21 protein-coding genes and 1 tRNA gene are annotated in these 15,411 nt (G+C 64.2%); 13 read left to right on the plus strand and 9 right to left on the minus strand.

Features of this window, described 5'->3' with window-relative positions:
• Window positions 1-57: 57 nt before the first annotated feature.
• Window positions 58-486, minus strand: coding sequence for a nitroreductase family deazaflavin-dependent oxidoreductase (locus tag AB0L60_RS19085; protein WP_354838026.1), 429 nt, complete (start codon window positions 484-486; stop codon window positions 58-60).
• Window positions 487-668: 182 nt separating this feature from the next.
• Here AB0L60_RS19085 and AB0L60_RS19090 point away from each other — a divergent pair, with 182 nt between their 5' ends.
• From AB0L60_RS19090 to AB0L60_RS19115, 6 genes are all read left to right on the plus strand, one after another.
• Entirely contained in the window at window positions 669-950 is a 282-nt protein-coding gene (locus AB0L60_RS19090) for a hypothetical protein (RefSeq protein ID WP_364615361.1), read from the plus strand.
• Between the two features lie 72 nt (window positions 951-1,022).
• Window positions 1,023-1,096: transfer RNA gene (locus AB0L60_RS19095), tRNA-Ile, on the plus strand.
• 97 nt (window positions 1,097-1,193) lie between these two features.
• Window positions 1,194-2,126: a tyrosine-type recombinase/integrase gene (locus tag AB0L60_RS19100; protein WP_364615364.1), complete on the plus strand. Its 933-nt coding sequence runs from the start codon at window positions 1,194-1,196 to the stop codon at window positions 2,124-2,126.
• A gap of 237 nt (window positions 2,127-2,363) precedes the next feature.
• On the plus strand, window positions 2,364-2,867 hold the full coding sequence (locus AB0L60_RS19105; protein WP_364615367.1) for a hypothetical protein: 504 nt from the start codon (window positions 2,364-2,366) through the stop codon (window positions 2,865-2,867).
• Window positions 2,868-2,909: 42 nt separating this feature from the next.
• Window positions 2,910-3,956, plus strand: coding sequence for an alpha/beta hydrolase (locus tag AB0L60_RS19110; protein WP_364615370.1), 1,047 nt, complete (start codon window positions 2,910-2,912; stop codon window positions 3,954-3,956).
• 60 nt (window positions 3,957-4,016) lie between these two features.
• Window positions 4,017-4,196, plus strand: coding sequence for a DUF1272 domain-containing protein (locus tag AB0L60_RS19115; protein ID WP_364615373.1), 180 nt, complete (start codon window positions 4,017-4,019; stop codon window positions 4,194-4,196).
• A gap of 842 nt (window positions 4,197-5,038) precedes the next feature.
• Here AB0L60_RS19115 and AB0L60_RS19120 read toward each other — a convergent pair.
• Window positions 5,039-5,227, minus strand: a complete 189-nt coding sequence (locus AB0L60_RS19120) for a hypothetical protein (protein WP_364615376.1) — start codon at window positions 5,225-5,227, stop codon at window positions 5,039-5,041.
• Between the two features lie 415 nt (window positions 5,228-5,642).
• Window positions 5,643-5,807, minus strand: a complete 165-nt coding sequence (locus tag AB0L60_RS19125; protein ID WP_364615379.1) for a hypothetical protein — start codon at window positions 5,805-5,807, stop codon at window positions 5,643-5,645.
• Between the two features lie 2 nt (window positions 5,808-5,809).
• Between AB0L60_RS19125 and AB0L60_RS19130 the strand changes: the two genes are divergently transcribed.
• From AB0L60_RS19130 to AB0L60_RS19160, 7 genes are all read left to right on the plus strand, one after another.
• A complete protein-coding gene (locus AB0L60_RS19130; protein ID WP_364615382.1) occupies window positions 5,810-5,950 on the plus strand; it encodes a hypothetical protein in 141 nt (46 codons plus the stop codon).
• 60 nt (window positions 5,951-6,010) lie between these two features.
• The gene (locus AB0L60_RS19135) at window positions 6,011-6,394 is read left to right on the plus strand and encodes a hypothetical protein (protein WP_364615384.1); all 384 of its coding nucleotides are present in this window, start codon (window positions 6,011-6,013) and stop codon (window positions 6,392-6,394) included.
• Between the two features lie 1,572 nt (window positions 6,395-7,966).
• Complete coding sequence (locus AB0L60_RS19140; protein WP_364615386.1) at window positions 7,967-8,419, plus strand: hypothetical protein; 453 nt, start codon at window positions 7,967-7,969, stop codon at window positions 8,417-8,419.
• Between the two features lie 518 nt (window positions 8,420-8,937).
• Window positions 8,938-9,207: a trypco2 family protein gene (locus tag AB0L60_RS19145; RefSeq protein ID WP_364615388.1), complete on the plus strand. Its 270-nt coding sequence runs from the start codon at window positions 8,938-8,940 to the stop codon at window positions 9,205-9,207.
• A 228-nt stretch (window positions 9,208-9,435) separates the two neighbouring features.
• Window positions 9,436-9,828 carry a hypothetical protein gene (locus tag AB0L60_RS19150; RefSeq protein WP_364615391.1) on the plus strand — a complete coding sequence of 131 codons (393 nt, stop codon included), beginning with the start codon at window positions 9,436-9,438 and terminating at the stop codon, window positions 9,826-9,828.
• Between the two features lie 9 nt (window positions 9,829-9,837).
• A complete protein-coding gene (locus tag AB0L60_RS19155) occupies window positions 9,838-10,749 on the plus strand; it encodes an NAD(P)H-binding protein (RefSeq protein ID WP_364615394.1) in 912 nt (303 codons plus the stop codon).
• Window positions 10,750-10,928: 179 nt separating this feature from the next.
• A complete protein-coding gene (locus AB0L60_RS19160) occupies window positions 10,929-11,297 on the plus strand; it encodes a YbjQ family protein (RefSeq protein WP_364615397.1) in 369 nt (122 codons plus the stop codon).
• Between the two features lie 418 nt (window positions 11,298-11,715).
• Here the strand turns inward: AB0L60_RS19160 and AB0L60_RS19165 are convergent, their stop codons facing one another.
• The 6 genes from AB0L60_RS19165 to AB0L60_RS19190 all read right to left on the minus strand — a co-directional run bounded on the left by AB0L60_RS19165 (window position 11,716) and on the right by AB0L60_RS19190 (window position 15,382).
• On the minus strand, window positions 11,716-12,000 hold the full coding sequence (locus tag AB0L60_RS19165) for a helix-turn-helix transcriptional regulator (protein ID WP_364615400.1): 285 nt from the start codon (window positions 11,998-12,000) through the stop codon (window positions 11,716-11,718).
• Between the two features lie 151 nt (window positions 12,001-12,151).
• Entirely contained in the window at window positions 12,152-12,874 is a 723-nt protein-coding gene (locus AB0L60_RS19170; RefSeq protein WP_364615403.1) for a hypothetical protein, read from the minus strand.
• Window positions 12,875-12,885: 11 nt separating this feature from the next.
• Complete coding sequence (locus AB0L60_RS19175) at window positions 12,886-13,332, minus strand: nuclear transport factor 2 family protein (protein ID WP_364615406.1); 447 nt, start codon at window positions 13,330-13,332, stop codon at window positions 12,886-12,888.
• Entirely contained in the window at window positions 13,319-14,272 is a 954-nt protein-coding gene (locus AB0L60_RS19180) for an aromatase/cyclase (protein ID WP_364615409.1), read from the minus strand. Before AB0L60_RS19180 ends, AB0L60_RS19175 begins: the two co-directional genes overlap by 14 nt.
• A 28-nt stretch (window positions 14,273-14,300) precedes the next feature.
• Complete coding sequence (locus tag AB0L60_RS19185) at window positions 14,301-15,074, minus strand: SDR family NAD(P)-dependent oxidoreductase (RefSeq protein WP_364615412.1); 774 nt, start codon at window positions 15,072-15,074, stop codon at window positions 14,301-14,303.
• Window positions 15,071-15,382: an acyl carrier protein gene (locus AB0L60_RS19190; protein WP_364615415.1), complete on the minus strand. Its 312-nt coding sequence runs from the start codon at window positions 15,380-15,382 to the stop codon at window positions 15,071-15,073. Before AB0L60_RS19190 ends, AB0L60_RS19185 begins: the two co-directional genes overlap by 4 nt.
• Between the last annotated feature and the right edge of the window lie 29 nt (window positions 15,383-15,411).

Genomic DNA, 15,411 nt, shown 5'->3' on the forward strand with positions numbered 1-15,411 from the left:
CCCTCAGGTCAGGAAGGATAGTCGACCCTTACCCACGAGGTCCACCCGGCGCTGGTGTCAGCGCGGTGTGAGCACCACCACGGCGATCGGACGCGAGGTCATCGTCTGGTACTGGGTGTAGCGGCCCTGATTCACCTTGTCGACGAGCTGAAAGCGGCGCGCGTACTCCGGATCGTCCGGATAGGTGGCCTGTGCGGTGACCGGAATCCGCTTGGTGCCGATCTGAATGTCACAATCCGCCTTGGCCTTCACATTGGCCAACCAGCCCGGCGGCCTGGGCGACCCGCCATTGGACGCGGTGACCAGGTAGTCCTTGCCGTCCTGCGCGTAGGTGAGCGCATTGGTGCGCTCCTGGCCGGTCTTGCGGCCGACCGTGCGCAGCAGCAGCGTCGGGTTCCCGAACAGCAGCTTGTGCCCGACCAGGCCGTTGCTGTTCTCGTAGATCCACTGATGTGCCTTCAGCACGTTCGCGAACAGACTCGCCATCGTGATCCTCCCTGCGGTCGTGGACTGCCCCAGATTAACGCTTCACGATCCGGTCACGATCTTGTGGATACGTTTCCCGAGCCGGTTCACCGGGGATTGCGAAAACTGCACGACGACAAAAGGATTCATCGCATGACCACCGCTCTCGCCACGCCGATCAAGCTCCGCAACCCGGTGCTGGTGTGGCTGGTCTGGCCGCTCATCACCCTCGGCATCTCCGCCGCGACCCCGAGGCCCCGGTCGCGGGCCCCCTCCTGGTCATGCTCTTCCTCTCCTGGACCGGCATCGGCGCCATCATCAGCTTCTGGCGCACCGGCACCCGAATCCGCCAATCCCAGGAAGCCGCCGGGCTCGACGGCACCTGCAACCCCCTCCTCGGCTTCGTCCTGAACCTCATCCTCGGCCTCGGCATCCTCTACTACCAGCTCGAACTCAACAAGATCGCCGACCGCTACGCCGCATAGCGAGTCCAACTGGGCATAGACCCACCCGAAGCGGTAGCATCTCGCGGAGCCCGCAGTGATCTGAAGCGGTCGGGGGCGGTAGCTCAGTCGGTTAGAGCCGTGGACTCATAATCCATTGGTCGCGGGTTCGAGCCCCGCCCGCCCCACAAACCCCCTCTGATCAGGGGGTTTTGCTTTTTCTGGAGAGGTTTCAATCTAGAACAGCGCTCTTCCACGAATAGATTATGGGCGTAACATCGCACTATGGGGACCGCTTCACTGGACGACATCCGTGAGTTGAAAGACGACTTTGCGACCGAGCTGAGGCGGAAGAACCGAGCCAAGAAGACGATCGATGTGTACCTGGTGCACATCGGGTACTTCGCCGATTACCTGCTCTCCGAGGCACTTCCGATCGAAGCGCCTGACATCACCCGCGACCATATCGGGGGATACATCGAGACGTTGCTGTCGCGAACGAACCGGCGGACCGGCGAGCCGCTGTCGCCGCAATACGCGCGCAGCCAGTACCGGAGTCTCCAGCAGTTTTTCAAATACCTGACAGCCGAGGAGATCATCGCAGTCGACCCGTTCGACAAGCTGAGTCTTCCGGATGCCCCTGACAAGCTGGTGCCTGTCCCGAGCATCGAGTCTCTGAAAGCGCTGCTCGACGAGTGCTCTGGAACGGACTTCATATCGCGGCGGGACAACGCGATCATCCGGTTGTTTGCCGACACTGGTTGCCGCTGTGGGGAAGTCGCCAATCTGGCCGTCGATGATCTCGATTTCGAGGAAGACTCTGCACTGGTCGTCGGCAAAGGGAATCGGCCACGCTCGTCTCCGTTCGGTGACAAGACGAGAATCGCTCTGCGTCGGTATCTGCGGGTCAGGGCGCAGCATCCGTTCGCAACGAGGAGTGACCGGCTGTGGCTCGGCAGGCAGGGGCCAATGACCGATCACGGCATCCGGCAGATGCTGGAACGCCGTGCGGAGGCGGCGGGTATCGGGCACATTCATCCGCACATGCTTCGGCATTGGTTTGCTTACAACTGGCTCGCCAACGGCGGCCAAGAGCAGGATCTGATGATGTTGGCTGGGTGGCGATCACGGCAGATGTTGGACCGTTATGGCAAGTCGGTTGCGGATGAGCGGGCCAAGGCGGCTCATCGGCGTGCACGGCTCGGCGACAAACTCTAACGCCGATCGATCGGAACCAACGTCATGAGATACCCCGCTTAGGGATTAGAAGTTCCTAACCTCGAAACGCTGTCCTGACCTGCATTTATGTAGGCTGTTGTTGAGCAAAACGGCATAGTTCCTAGGTGTACGACAACCTTTCTGTGGACGGATGTTGGGACGGTCGCTGCCGACGCTTGCACGCTACGCTTACGCGTTTTAGGCCACCAGCCGCAGCGGTACCGGCAGTATGGAGTTATGACCGGGTTCGTTCTCACCCCAGATCGTCGAGATCGGTTGGCTGCCTTGCTCGGTGATGAGCAGCGGTTGCGCGCCGAGTATCCGAAGGTGGCCGACTACTTGGATACGGCGCCGATGATTCCTGGCAGTGGTGACGAACAGGCCGATGCTGCCTTCGACCTCAGGTTTCTGAACTACATGACCGGAGACAGCGCTGAGAGTCGAAATCCCTACTGGGACATAGTCGCCCCGTCGGTCTCGACCCGTGATGGTCGTCGAGTCGTCAACGGAGGCCGACCTGAGGGCAGTGCTCGGCTTGGGCTCGCTCAGATCGGTGTCGTCGAGCGCTCCGATCGCGACCTCGACGTCGGCGGTTCCCGCGAGCGCGGCCTCGGCGCGGCCCCGGTCGCGGGCGAGCGCGCGGGCCGGCACCTGTTCGGCATTCAGTCGCCGGGCCAGCGCGGATGCCACTTGGCCGGTGACAGCGGGAATCAGAGCGGTCATGGTTGCACCCCCGAATGACTGACTTTACTGAACCATAGCCAGCAAGCTACTGTCCTGTCTATGTCGTCATATAGTCAGGTGCCCGGGTCGCACGCGACGACCCTCCGGCGCAGTGCCCACGGTCCGGCGGGGTCGATCGCCTATCACGAGGCCGGGCCGTCCGACGGGCCGCTGATCGTCTTCGTGCACGGTTGGCCCGGGATCGCGCGCACGTTCGGTCCGCAACTGGATTACTTTGCCGCGCATGGTTTCCGCGTGGTGGCCCCGGATATGCGCGGGTACGGGGATTCGGCCGCCCCGGTTGATCCGAGCGCCTACGCCCAACGCCATCTGGTCGCCGACATGATGGCACTGCTCGCGCATCTGGGCCGCGATCAGGCGATCTGGGTCGGTCACGACTGGGGCAGCGCGACGGTCTGGAGCCTGGCCGCCCATCACGCCGACGCGTGTTCGGGCGTGGTCAGCCTGGCGGTGCCGTACCGCACCCTCGAGCGCGGGATCGACGCCATGCTCGCCTACGTCAACCGCGACACCTATCCCGAAGACCAGTACCCGGACGCGCAATTCGACTACATGCGCTACTACGAGCGGCATCCCGACCGCGTGACGGCGCTGTTCGACGCCCACCCCGAGCGCACGCTGAAAGCGTTCTACCGCAGCGGAAACCCCGACGGCGCAGGGAAACCCGGTCTCACGGCGACGGTGAGCCACGCGGGCGGCTGGTTCGGCGGCAGCGCCGAAGTCCCGGATCTCCCACGCGACGAACGGATCCTCGACACCGCGTTGTTCGAAGAGCTCCGCGGCGCCTTCGCCCGCCACGGCTTCTCCGCCGCGACCGCCTACTACCTCAACCACGCCGACAACCTCGCCTACAGCGACACCGCACCAGCCGACGGCCAGCTCGAGGTTCCCGCCCTGTTCGTCGGGGCACGTTACGATCCGGTCGCCGACACCGCCCACTCGGAGCTGGCGCGCCCCATGCGTCAGCTCTGCCGCAACCTGACCGAGGTGATGCTCGACGCCGGGCACTGGGTCGGACTCGAGTGCGCACCGCAGGTCAATGCCGCAATCCACAACTGGATCTCGACCTCGACGGTCGGCGCATAACCACGGAACCCGATCCGCTGCAATGGCATCGAGAATCCCGCCGAGGAATGGAGGACCAGCATGGCACTGGAAATGCGAACGCACTGTGAGCGATGCGAGACGGTCGAACTGCCCGCGGACGGGCCGGCGCGGATCTGCTCCTACGAGTGCACCTTCTGCGTGTCGTGCAGCGAGACGATGGGCGAGATCTGCCCGAACTGCGGCGGCGAACTGGTCGCCAGGCCCCGGCGGCGCACCTGACGGGCCGCTACATGCTCACCGCCAAGACGGTTCCCCGGGACCGTCGATCATCTGGATTCGATGAGGCGGCGGGTCCGGGCGTGCAGGTGGATGGCCGACGGCGGCAGATGTCTATGTCCCGCCGCCGTCTAGGTTCTCTAAGTTGACATAGCGGACGTTATCGTCATAACTAGATATAACGTCGATATATCTGACAATGCGAGGTTGCCCAACTCCACAGGCGACATCCACGATGGCTCCGAGTAGACGGGGCCGCGGCCTCGCGCGACAGCGATTCCCGCACCGAAGCCCGATTGATCGATATGCCAGCGGTCCTGCACGGTGTGAGCGAAGACTCAACGTCGCTACTGCTGGAGCCCGAGCCCTGCCGGGATCCGCATGGTCGGGACCGCTGGCGTCCGGGCCGGGCTACCTGTATTACTCAAGGGCTCGCTCGCGGGTGCGGGTGCACTGGCTGGCTTCAAGAACCGACCCAGCGGCCTGAGTACACAGCTCCCCTACTCGACAGCGGGATCGGCCTCGGCAACCTGGTTGGATCGGTCGTGTTTGCCGCGAAAGCCCTACTAGCAGTGTGTTCTTCGCCTCCTTGTCGATCTCTAGCCTTAGACAGGCAGTGGATCCTGAATCGACAGGCCGGGGGCCTGCCCGGTGGAGGCACAAGCGCCACCACCCAGGGGCACACGGGGTTCCGACTTGGCCGGTGAAACAAACTCCCGACATCAGATCGGCAAATTTCCGGCAAGTTTCTGGGGAGTCCGGCCGATCTGCTGTCCATTCTGTCGCGAATTTGTGGCACAACACCCGCCATGATCTACAGTCAAATGCGCTGGTGTGCATACGAATCAGAGCGGACCGCCCGTGGAATCGTGGAGTGCGGCAGCATGCACCCGATGCTGCGTTGGATCTGCCTGCCGGACGAAAAAGAAGAAGCAGACAAGGCTGCTGTCGGCGTACATTTGGCGATCGTGAACTGGCAGCGAATCGAAGCCCATGTCCTGGGTATCGTGGAACGGGTTACCGGATGCAGACATACGACTGTTCCGTGGTCGGTGGGGATGTTGCGAATCCGGAGTGCAGGCGCAACGCCATCGGCGAACTTCGATTCCACTGAACCCCACCAGTTTCCCGGTTCGGTGTCGTCCAGGGTTGCCACGCGGTGTCCGCCCTCGTCCAGGCCGATCAGCCAGATGACGTTCTCGCCGCGGGCCGCGTTCGCGATCCCAGCGATTCGGCGGGCCGCCCCTGCGGGATTCTCGGGCCACTTCGTCTTGCACTCAACGAAGTCATCTTCGACCCTGCCACCACTTCGAGACCGACCGCTCTCCGTACGTCGTCAACGTCGACCCGAACACGGCCGGCGGACTCACACGGGAGGTCCCATGGCGAGACGGAACGCGGGCCCGAACCGCCAAGCGGCATGAAATGCTGACCCTGCTCAGCGCTGTCTCAGCGGTGCCGACCTTGGAGTTGCTTCAGCCGAAGCTGACCTTTCGCCTGGCGCAGCGGCGGGACCCGTACGGCGACCTCCAGTACGTTGAGGATGAGCGTGTTCTTGCCCTCGAAGCGGTCCTTTTCATCGACTCGGAGCAGCGCGTTCTGCTGCCGCGCCACCGGTGGTCCGCTGGAGCGCGGCCGAGTACGTGCCGCTGAGTGATTCGGAGACCGCGAACGGGAAGATGTTCGACACCGTCGCCCTGGTGATCGATGTCGCCTCGGGCCGGCAGCTGGGGGTGAAGTCGCTGGCGATGATGTAGTAGTTCGGGTCCGCCAGTCGCGGACGGCGGCCTGGGCGGTGTGCAGGGGCGATTCGGTTCGTGACGGCCGATGGGGACCAGTTCGATGCTGACAACGTCGAATTCAGTCGGCACATGGTCCTCACCGAGGGTGCTCGCGGTGCGGTGCGGTTGATTGAACCGGAGCACGCGTACGGGGTCTCAATCCGTGAAGCTGGGCTAGTCGTGACCGGCCCGGATTCGGTGGTGCTCAAGGCTACTGCCACCGTCCCGGCTGACATTGCCACCAGTCAGCTCGACTTCGCGTCGTGGGTCGAGGTGACGATCCAGTTGCCGACCAGCGGCGCGGGGCGGACCGCTGTAGCTCGTCAGCGTCTCGACTGGTCCAGCGGGCACAACTCGTCAAATCAGGCGGGTGTGCGGAAACCGCGAGTCTTCGCCCAGTGGTCAGTACTCCGCCGGTGAGTCCATCGGCACCGCGGATCTGCTGACCTTCGGCCGCTGGCAGCTCGCGCCTTTCGGTAGCAGTGCTCTCGGTTTGGAACCGATCCAATCATCCCGTCGTCGAAGTAGGTGTGGCTCATGATGATGTGGCGCAGGTGATTCCGATGGTTCCGCGACCGGACGGCGTGGCCGCGCGGTGGCGGCAGGCCCGCGTCCGTATCGCGCTACAGCTGGCCTACGGGCGGGCGTCCGAGCGTAGGCGCGCGGATCCTGGCGTGCCGCGCGAAGCAGTCCTATAGGTGAGGTGCTGGATGCGTTCCCAGATCCGGGTGTAGCGCTGATCACATCAGCAACGACAGATCGTGTAATAGCGACGTGTTCACTACCCTCCAGCAAGAGGTAGAGGGAGGGATGGATTGGAGAGTGAGATTTGCGCAACGATAGTAGATCTGTTCGGAGTGTGAGCCCGATGTATTCCTCAAGGCCAGGCCTTCGATCCGGTGTGCCTTCGCGCGCGTAGTACAGGACTGCTAGGGCTGTACGTGGAATCTCGAAGAACGCAAGAAGCGAATCATCTCCCGTGGGGGGAGAAGAATCCGCTGGCGCGTCGAATACCGCTGAAGTCGTCAAGTCTCGATATGAATTAGTCACGGAATGGGTCCGTGAGAATTTGTTGTGGATACTAGTGCCGGTATCTATCGCTACATACAGGATAGTTATCGTATCCGGGGGTGACAGCACAAAACTTCTCGCCCTCCTGCGCAGTGCAAGCCCTGGTGCGGGGGTCGCGGGCTCGTCTCGTTCGCGATGGTCGCCGGCAACTGGTACGGCAAACTAGAAGTTTGGCAGTGATTTTCGCAGCGTGCCTCATCCCCTCGGTCACCTGGTGCATCGTAGGGATCCTGGACCAATAGATTATGGACGAATGCTCGATGACGTGCAGGTACTTTGCTGTCGCGCACAGAGCTGACAGTGATTGATCTCATAATCCATTGGTCGCGGGTTCGAGCCCCGCCCGCCCCGCAAACCTGCTTTCACCTGCGGATACTCCGCCTCGTTCGGTCGAGCCGGTCCGGTACAAAGCGCACAAAGCACCTCGAGCCTTGCATTCTGCGCGTAGAAGCGGCTCGCATGGGGGCGTTAGAACCGGACGCGCCGGTACCGACTTCTACGACCTGCGCGAGACCGCCATCATCCGCTGTTCGCCGACACGGGCTGTCGAACAGGCGAAGTCGCAGGAGAACGAAGAAGGAATCTCCCATCGCGCACCCGTGACGGCGTGCAGCGTCGCCCGGTCACCGGCCATCGAACCGACGGCCACCAGGTGAGCTTGATTCCAGAAGAGGCCGCATCACCTTCGCCCGAGAGCGAAGCCCTCTGTCCGACGAGCTGACCCCGGAAATATCGCCCAAGAAAGTTGGGGCCACAAGGGTTTTTTGAAGTGGACGAATTTCACAGTTGGTGAAAGTTATGTTCTGTCTACCCCGAACGAAGGGGTAGGAAAGGAGTCCACCAATGCACGCCGAAACTCGACCTATCCGCCGCATCGGTTGGGGCGCTACCACTTTGGCACTGGCAGCGACCATCGCTGCGTTGTCCGCGCCCACGGCCTCCGCCATCGGGCCGGTCCAGGTCTACCAATGCACGTCGGACCCGACGTCCTCGTCGTACCCGGGACCGCCTTGCGTGATACCGCCGTCGTATGTCGTCGGCCAGACCTACATGCTCGACTCGCCGATCACGCCCAACGTCAACGGGGACAACGCCTTCGTGTCCTTCTACGACAACGGACAATGTGTCGCGGGCGCTATCGCGCCGTCGGACACAGACCCGGGCCACCTCTTCGCGAATGTCCTCTGGGTTCCGACCACCGCCGGAACCCACAAGATCACCGTGAACCAACGAGGCTCCTCGTCCACCACGGTGACCGTGGTCGCCGCACCGCCGGGGTCCGGCACCCCGCAACCGCCGACACAGCCCAGTTGCCATGACAGCGGCGGATCCGGCAGCTCGAACCTCCTCAGCTCCGGTAGCGCCGGACTCTGATGCGGGGCGTGAGGTCCAGATCTGCGAAAAGTCACCCTGAGCCTGCCCGCCTTGCGGCTGGGGGCCACCTTTGGGAGCAGCTTGCACCTGGTGACACGTTCCTTGACGGCAGGACCGCTGTAGGGTTCATCCGCGATGAAATCTGCTGTGGCGCACGGGTATAGGGCCACCATTGCCGCTGATCGAGCGGGCGAACCACCGCGCCGGAGCAGGTGCGATGATCGGGCTGGCCGCCGCGGACGGGCTCATCGAGGCCCTGCTCCGGGCAGACCCGCCAGCGGGCCCGCCCGGCAAGTGAGAAACCCTGCGCGACAACAGGACATGCCCACCGCCGCCGTGGGCCCGAACGCGGCCCGGCGGACATGACGGCGGGTATGAGCCTGATGAAGTAGGGGGTGGCGGCGAAACCGATCGGGATCCGGCGCGTCTCGAGGCACGTCGGGGCAGCGGTCAAATACTCTTGGGTTCGACCCTGGAACTGGCTTGAGAAATAACCGTCAAGCGAGAGGCATTGCGGCATGACCATTCCAGCCGATGGCAGAATCGAACTTTCGGACATGATCCGCTATCTCAAGTCCGAGCTGACCGCGGCCCAAGCGGGCTCGGGTGACGGATCCAAGTTGACGCTCGACGAATGCGCCATCGAGCTGAACATCGCCGTGAAAGACGAAGGCGAGGCGGGCATCAAGGCGTACGTCGTCGCCATCGGCGGCGGGATCTCCTCAGCGCAGACTCATAGGGTCAGCGCGAAATTCAAGCCCGCCGCCGCAGGCGATTCGAAGGAGTAGGTCTTCGAGACCGGCAGCGGTGCATAGCCTTCCCAGGTCACCGTCGGCCCGGTGAAGTCCAAGGGCACCTGACATTGCCCTGCGATTCACCGTCTCCCGGCAGTCACTGGGGCAGCGAGAACTGGGAGTCGCTCAGTCCTCGTCGCCGCACCCGCATGGTCATTGGTCACATATCGAGGGCGCGCGTCGGTGAGCCGGCTCGCTGCCGGATTTCACGAGAGGCGCGGCATGACATCGACGTATATGGGGAAGCCGTACTATCCAGCGTGGCTGGATAACCTGGCTGACGACGTAACCGGGGAAGGCGCCGCGTGGGACGGCGTCATAGAGGGCGCAGAGGCCGTTCATGAAGTCGTGGTCGCCGCCCGCGAAATATATGAGTTCCAAGACTTTCACTACGCCGGCCCCTGTGGCGAGAACAGTTTCCTGGAGGACTACACCTCCTCCGTAAGCGGCGTTCCGATTCATGTCATCGTCCTGGTCACCTTCGACGCCGCAGGAAAGGCCCAGCGCCTCGTGGTGAACCACCGTCCACGCAGCTCGGTGCTGCTGTTGTCCCGCGTGATGCTCGAGAGGTTCGCCGGCACACCTCTTGCCAAGCACTGGGAAAACACACCGTGAGGAGCGACTATGAATGCGCCCTTGTACCTGATCACCGGGGCGGGTGGTGGCACCGGTGGCGTGAGCCGGCAGGTGATCGAGCAATTGCGGGGACGCGGGGATCGCGTTCGAGCGTTGGTGCACCGCGACGACGCCCGAGCTGAGCCGTTACGTGCACTCGGCGCTGATGTCGTGGTCGGAGATTTGACCGATCCACGAGATGTGGTCGATGCGATGGCCGGTGTCGATCGGATGTTCTTTTCGATGGGTGTCTCGCCGGACTACCTGCAGGCAACGGTTGTCGTCTGCGATGCCGCGTTGGAGTACGGCCGTCTCGAGGTGGTCGTGAACATGTCCCAGATGACTGTTTCTCAAATGACGCTGACCAGTGTGGGGGAGTCTCGTCAACATCGACTGCATTACCTCGCCGAGCACGTCTTGAACTGGTCGGGTGTCCCGGTCGTGCACATCAGGCCCACGGTGTTTCTGGACAATCCGATATTCACCGGACTCGCGGCACCGTCGCTGCGAGAGCGAAACCTGTTGGCCCTCCCCTTCGGAACGGGTCGAACATCACCGATAGCTACCAGCGACGTGGCCCGCACGATTACGGCAGTGCTCGTGGATCCCACCCACCGCATCGGCGACGTCTGCGAATTGACCGGCCCGGCGCGTCTGGACATCGATGGCCTGGCCGCCGAGTACACCCTGGGACTTCACCGGCAGATTCGCGGCACCGACATTCCCCACGAAACCTGGGTCCAGGAGATCCTCGAGCCCCGAGGTCTGCCCGCGCACGTCGAGCAGCACCTGACCACACTGGCACTGCTACACCGCGCCGGACGCTACGACCGAGCCACCGACGACGTCGAGAAGATCACGGGACAGCCGCCATCCACGGTCGGTCAGTACATAGCCGAACACCCGGAACTGTTCTCATGAAGGACGCCGGGTGCCGTGCGGTCGATCCGATGTCTGGGTGAATCTCAGGGTCGGATGTGAGTCCGGAGTCGTAGGGGATAGCGACCGTAGGACGATTTGTTCCGCGACCCGTGAGTGATGTGGAAGCCGGTTCGGATCGGTGACGATCGAGGGGCAAGCACACCGATGAAGGGATGTCCATGTCCATCAATGAGGTTGATAACCATGGAAGCGCCAGCACGAACAGCGTGATCATCAGCACGATGAACGATCTGCCGGGATACGAGGTGGTCGAGGTGCTCGGTGATGTCGTCGGCCTGACGGTACGCAGTCGGCACCTGGGTTCGCAGATTGGAGCCGGCATCAAGTCGATGTTCGGTGGCGAGCTCAAAGGCATGACGAAGATGCTCTACGACAGCCGGATCGAAGCCAGGGACCGTCTGATCGACAGCGCTCAGCAACGCGGAGCGCACGCTGTTCTCGCAATGCGCTTCGACGCCAATGACTTCGGCGACGGCGGCCAGGAGATTTGCGCGTACGGCACCGCGGTCAAAATCCGGAAGCGATAACTGGCCATCTCCAGCGGCGGCGGGTTCGTCAACCGTTCGGACCCGCGGGCCCGGAGGTCAATGGTCCACGAATCACCTTCGCCCGCAGCGGCCTCACCGCCACTTGGAGCGAAAAGTATTCCAGCGTGCCCGAACTGGCCGAGGCAACGGCCCGACCCCCTCGAACCCGCAGAGCCCGGCGTCCTCGACCTGTGACACGTGCAAGAAAGACGGCCTGCTCCGATGGAGTCTCGGGCCGATACGGCCACATCTGCGGTTTCGAAGAACGGCGTGTTGTCGACGTCACCTCCGCCGCAGACCTCGAAAAGGAGTTCCGGCTCGCGCTCGAATCCACGCCACCACGGTCATCGTGATGACCACCCAACCCGAGAAGACCGCACTAGGAGCGATCATGGAGGTGCGGCGTAGCGCGCAGCGGCTACGCGGCCAGGGACACCGACAACTCGGCATCGAGAGCGGCGGCGACTCGCTCGAGGGTTGTCAACGTCGGCACCACATCTCCGGCCTCGAGGCGACTGATCGCGTGCGGTTTCAGACCGGTTCGCCTGGCTAGCTCGGTTTGAGTCCAGCCTCGCGCTTCCCGGACTCTGCGCACCTGACGGCCCAGTTCGTGTGCCAGTGCGTATGCCCTCATGGCTGCTTGATACTCGGGAGTAGCGCGTTTTGCTGCCAGCGTCGCGTCGAAATCCTTCTGAGCGTTCATGAGAGGAACCTGGCTGCGGATCGGTCACTGAGTCTGTCGATATCAACGGCGGGGCAGTCGACCAGCACCTTACTGTTTGCATTGCGGCAGCTCAGGCCCACGATCAAAGGAGCCGCAGGTTGCGGGACCTGCGGCTCCTTTGGGGGTCGGGCTATTTGGCGGCCGGTGGGGTGAAGGGTTGGTTGATGGTGGTGAAGTATTGGGCGGCGGCGAGGATGGCTACCGGGGCGGTTACGAGGAGTAGGCCGGCTACGGTGCCGAGGGGGGCGATGGCGGCGATGCCGCCGATGCAGCCGACGGCGGCGGCGGGGAGGAAGGGGCCGAAGAGGCCGACGATGGTGGCGGAGGCGGCGGCTGCGCCTGCTGCGCCGCCCAGGAGGCAGCCGACGGCGGCACCGCCCAGGCCGCCCACCAGGGTGCCGATGGCGGCGCCGGTGACGAGGGTGGTGCCGAGGCGAGCCCAGGCGGCTTGTTCGCGGTCGTATTCGTTCTTCCAGGGCGCCTGGTTCTCGTAGGGGAGGGCGACGGGTTGGTAGACCGCGTGGTCGAGGTCGAAACGGGGGGTGAGGACGGCGGTGCGGTTTGTGATGTCGGCGGTGATGGGGAAGACGAAATCGTCTACGCGGAAGGATAATTCGGTGCCGGCAAGGGTGGTGCCGTCGGCGGCTTCGATCTTGAAGGTGCCGTGGTCGTTCACCAGGGAGCCGGCGTCGGTGGTGATGGTGAGCGCGCTGTCGGTGCCGACGGCGGTGTAGGCGACTCGGCCGGCGGTGCCGGAGTCCGCTTGTGCGGCACCGGAGTCGGCGTGTGCGGTGGCGGGTAGGGCGGTCAGTGCGGTGGCCGTGAGCAGGGCGAGGCCGATGTTCTTGTGCAAGGGGATGACTTTCAATTCGGGGTGGTGAGGATGGGGTCGTGGGTGATGCTGCGTTCGCGGACCAGCCACGAGGCACCGTGCGGAACGAGGTGATCGCGGATATCGGTGCTCAGGTGCAGCCGCGGGGACTGCCCGGGGCCGGCTTCGACGACCAGGGAGTAGAAGCGGGTGCGGATGGTTCCTGTTGCCGCGCCGCCGTTTTCGATGGTCAGGTTGCCCAGCCAATGGCGGCGCACGAGGCCCGCGGCGCGGAGTCGCTCCGCGGTGCGGCGCAGCCCGTCGGCGATCTCGGCCCGCCCGGTGTGGGTGGCGGCCCGCTGCGGATGGATCAACAGCCCGTCGGGTTCGAACTCGGCCGCCCATTCGTCGACGCGCCCGTCGTCGAGCAGGCGCAGGTGCGCGGCATAGAACTGCTGGAGGTCGACATAGAGCTGTCGGGTGCGGTCAGCGTCGGACATCGGAGCCCCGTTCGGTGGATTCGGCCCATTTCTTCGCGTTCTCGAGGGTGGACAGGGAATTGCGGCCCAGGGCATTTCGAATGAAGGCCGTGGCATCGGCGAGGGTCTTGCCCGTGCCGAGGATCGAGGGGATCGCCTCGGTGATGAGGGCGACGGTGTGCTCGGAGGTCGCGAGCGTTCCCCCGTCGCGCGGTGTGAAATTCCAGCGACCGCGGTGGAGGGAGAGCAGCGCGGGCAGCCGAGTCTGCTTGTAGACGATGTCGCCGGAGTCGAGGACCACGCGCCACGACGCGGTGGTGTGGACGTCCCCGTCCGGTGTCCGGGTGTCCAGGCTCAGAAACTGGTGTCCGGGTACCGGTTCGCTGAGGGTGACGGCGTCGACGTGGGCGAGTCGCTCCGCCCACAGGTCAGCACGGTCGATGAATTCCCGGACCCGCGCCGGTTCGGCGTCGATCCACAGCGAGTCCGCGAAGGTGACGGTGGCCTCGGGTCGCCGGGCCAGCGCCTCGGCCGCGGACTTGAGCGATTCGAGCTCCCGGGTCGAGTTGGTGTCGACCGCGGCCTCGATCCATTCCCGGGCTCCCGCGCTGTCGTCGGGAGAGAAGCTGTGCAGCAACAGCACTCGGCTGGTGTCGGCGTCGATCTCCTGCACCACCCATTCCCCGCTCATGGAGGCGACCGGGGGAGCGGAGACCACCTGCCGGAAGGTGATCCGGCGCTGTTCGGGGTCGAAGGTGCGGCGCGAGGTCCAGGTCTTCAGCGACTCGTTCGCGGTGGCCCACAGCCGGATGTGGTCGCCGGAGGCGTCGTGCTCGAGGATCTCGGCGTGGATGGTCGGGGGAAAGATGTTGGGCCAGTCGATGACCGAGCGCAGCGCGTCGTGCACCGCCTGGGCCGGCGCTGCGATCGTGATGGCGTGTTCGGTGTGATGGAGGCTCATCCGAGCCACCTCCCAATCTCTCGGTGGCTCAGTAGTTGCCCAGTCCGCCGCAGACATTGATGGCCTGCGCGGTGATCGGCGCGGCGGCGGGTGTGGTGAGATAGCCGACCAGTCCCGCGACCTCCAGCGGAGTCGAATACCGCCCCAGCGGGATCTTGGCCTCGAACTTCTCGAGCACGGCGGCCTCGGTGGTGTTCCACACCTCGGCGTAGCCGCGCCGGACCCGTTCGGCCAGTGGGGTTTCGACGTATCCGGGGCAGACGGCGTTCACCGTCACCCCGGTCTTGGCCAGTTCCAGTCCGAGCGCCTTGGTGAATCCGATGACCCCATGCTTCGACGCCGAGTAGGGCGCGCCGAGCACCACGCCCTGCTTGCCGCCGGTCGAGGCGATATTGATGATGCGGCCGTCCTGGGAATCGAGAATTCCTCCGTGCGACAACACTTCTCGCGTCACTCGGAAGGTTCCGGTCAGGTTGATGTCGAGCACGTCCTGCCACAGCGAGTCGTCGATGTCCCGGGTGACGCCGCCGCCGTTGCGGCCCGCGTTGTTGACCAGCACCGTGACCGGTCCGAACCGCGCGACCGCCGCTGCGACGAAGGCCCGCACGTCGTCGGTCGATCGGACATCGGCGGCGATGCCGTCGATGGTGATGCCTTCGGCGCTCAGCTCCTCGACCGTGCTCTCGACCCTGTCCGCATCGCGGGCGTTGATGAAGACCTGATATCCGGCCAGGCCCAGCGTGCGGGCGATCTCGAGGCCGATTCCGCTGGTGGCGCCGGTGACAATGGCGTGCTTGCTCATGCGAGTGCTCCTGAGGATGGATCGGAGGCACCGGCGTCCTGGCCGGCGCCCTCCGCGAGGGTGGTGTTGACCAGCTCGAGAAAGTCTCGAACGGTCACGGCGTCGACCACCGAACTGTCGAGAAGCTTTATCCCGTAACGGATTTCGATCTGGTTGGACAGTTCCAGGACCGCGAGGGAGTCGTATCCCAGGTCCTCGAACGAGCGATCGGTGATGTCTCCGCTCAGGTCGATGGTCTCGTCTTCGCCGGCGACCCGCTGCAGTACCTCGCGCAGCTGATCGGTGGTCACGGCTGGGTTGGCAGACACCATGTGCCTCCCTTCTCTGTCGGGTGCTG

The sequence above is a fragment of the Nocardia sp. NPDC051981 genome (genome assembly GCF_040680715.1).
In the GTDB taxonomy this organism is placed as follows: domain Bacteria; phylum Actinomycetota; class Actinomycetes; order Mycobacteriales; family Mycobacteriaceae; genus Nocardia.

Bases quoted from the DNA above. Each gene is read 5' to 3' on its own strand.
- AB0L60_RS19085 (WP_354838026.1), bottom strand. From the start codon at position 486: ATGGCGAGTCTGTTCGCGAACGTGCTGAAGGCACATCAGTGGATCTAC.
- AB0L60_RS19100 (WP_364615364.1), top strand. From the start codon at position 1,194: ATGGGGACCGCTTCACTGGACGACATCCGTGAGTTGAAAGACGACTTT.
- AB0L60_RS19105 (WP_364615367.1), top strand. From the start codon at position 2,364: ATGACCGGGTTCGTTCTCACCCCAGATCGTCGAGATCGGTTGGCTGCC.
- AB0L60_RS19110 (WP_364615370.1), top strand. From the start codon at position 2,910: ATGTCGTCATATAGTCAGGTGCCCGGGTCGCACGCGACGACCCTCCGG.
- AB0L60_RS19115 (WP_364615373.1), top strand. From the start codon at position 4,017: ATGGCACTGGAAATGCGAACGCACTGTGAGCGATGCGAGACGGTCGAA.
- AB0L60_RS19120 (WP_364615376.1), bottom strand. From the start codon at position 5,227: ATGTCTGCATCCGGTAACCCGTTCCACGATACCCAGGACATGGGCTTC.
- AB0L60_RS19145 (WP_364615388.1), top strand. From the start codon at position 8,938: ATGACCATTCCAGCCGATGGCAGAATCGAACTTTCGGACATGATCCGC.
- AB0L60_RS19150 (WP_364615391.1), top strand. From the start codon at position 9,436: ATGACATCGACGTATATGGGGAAGCCGTACTATCCAGCGTGGCTGGAT.
- AB0L60_RS19155 (WP_364615394.1), top strand. From the start codon at position 9,838: ATGAATGCGCCCTTGTACCTGATCACCGGGGCGGGTGGTGGCACCGGT.
- AB0L60_RS19160 (WP_364615397.1), top strand. From the start codon at position 10,929: ATGTCCATCAATGAGGTTGATAACCATGGAAGCGCCAGCACGAACAGC.
- AB0L60_RS19165 (WP_364615400.1), bottom strand. From the start codon at position 12,000: ATGAACGCTCAGAAGGATTTCGACGCGACGCTGGCAGCAAAACGCGCT.
- AB0L60_RS19175 (WP_364615406.1), bottom strand. From the start codon at position 13,332: ATGTCCGACGCTGACCGCACCCGACAGCTCTATGTCGACCTCCAGCAG.
- AB0L60_RS19180 (WP_364615409.1), bottom strand. From the start codon at position 14,272: ATGAGCCTCCATCACACCGAACACGCCATCACGATCGCAGCGCCGGCC.
- AB0L60_RS19185 (WP_364615412.1), bottom strand. From the start codon at position 15,074: ATGAGCAAGCACGCCATTGTCACCGGCGCCACCAGCGGAATCGGCCTC.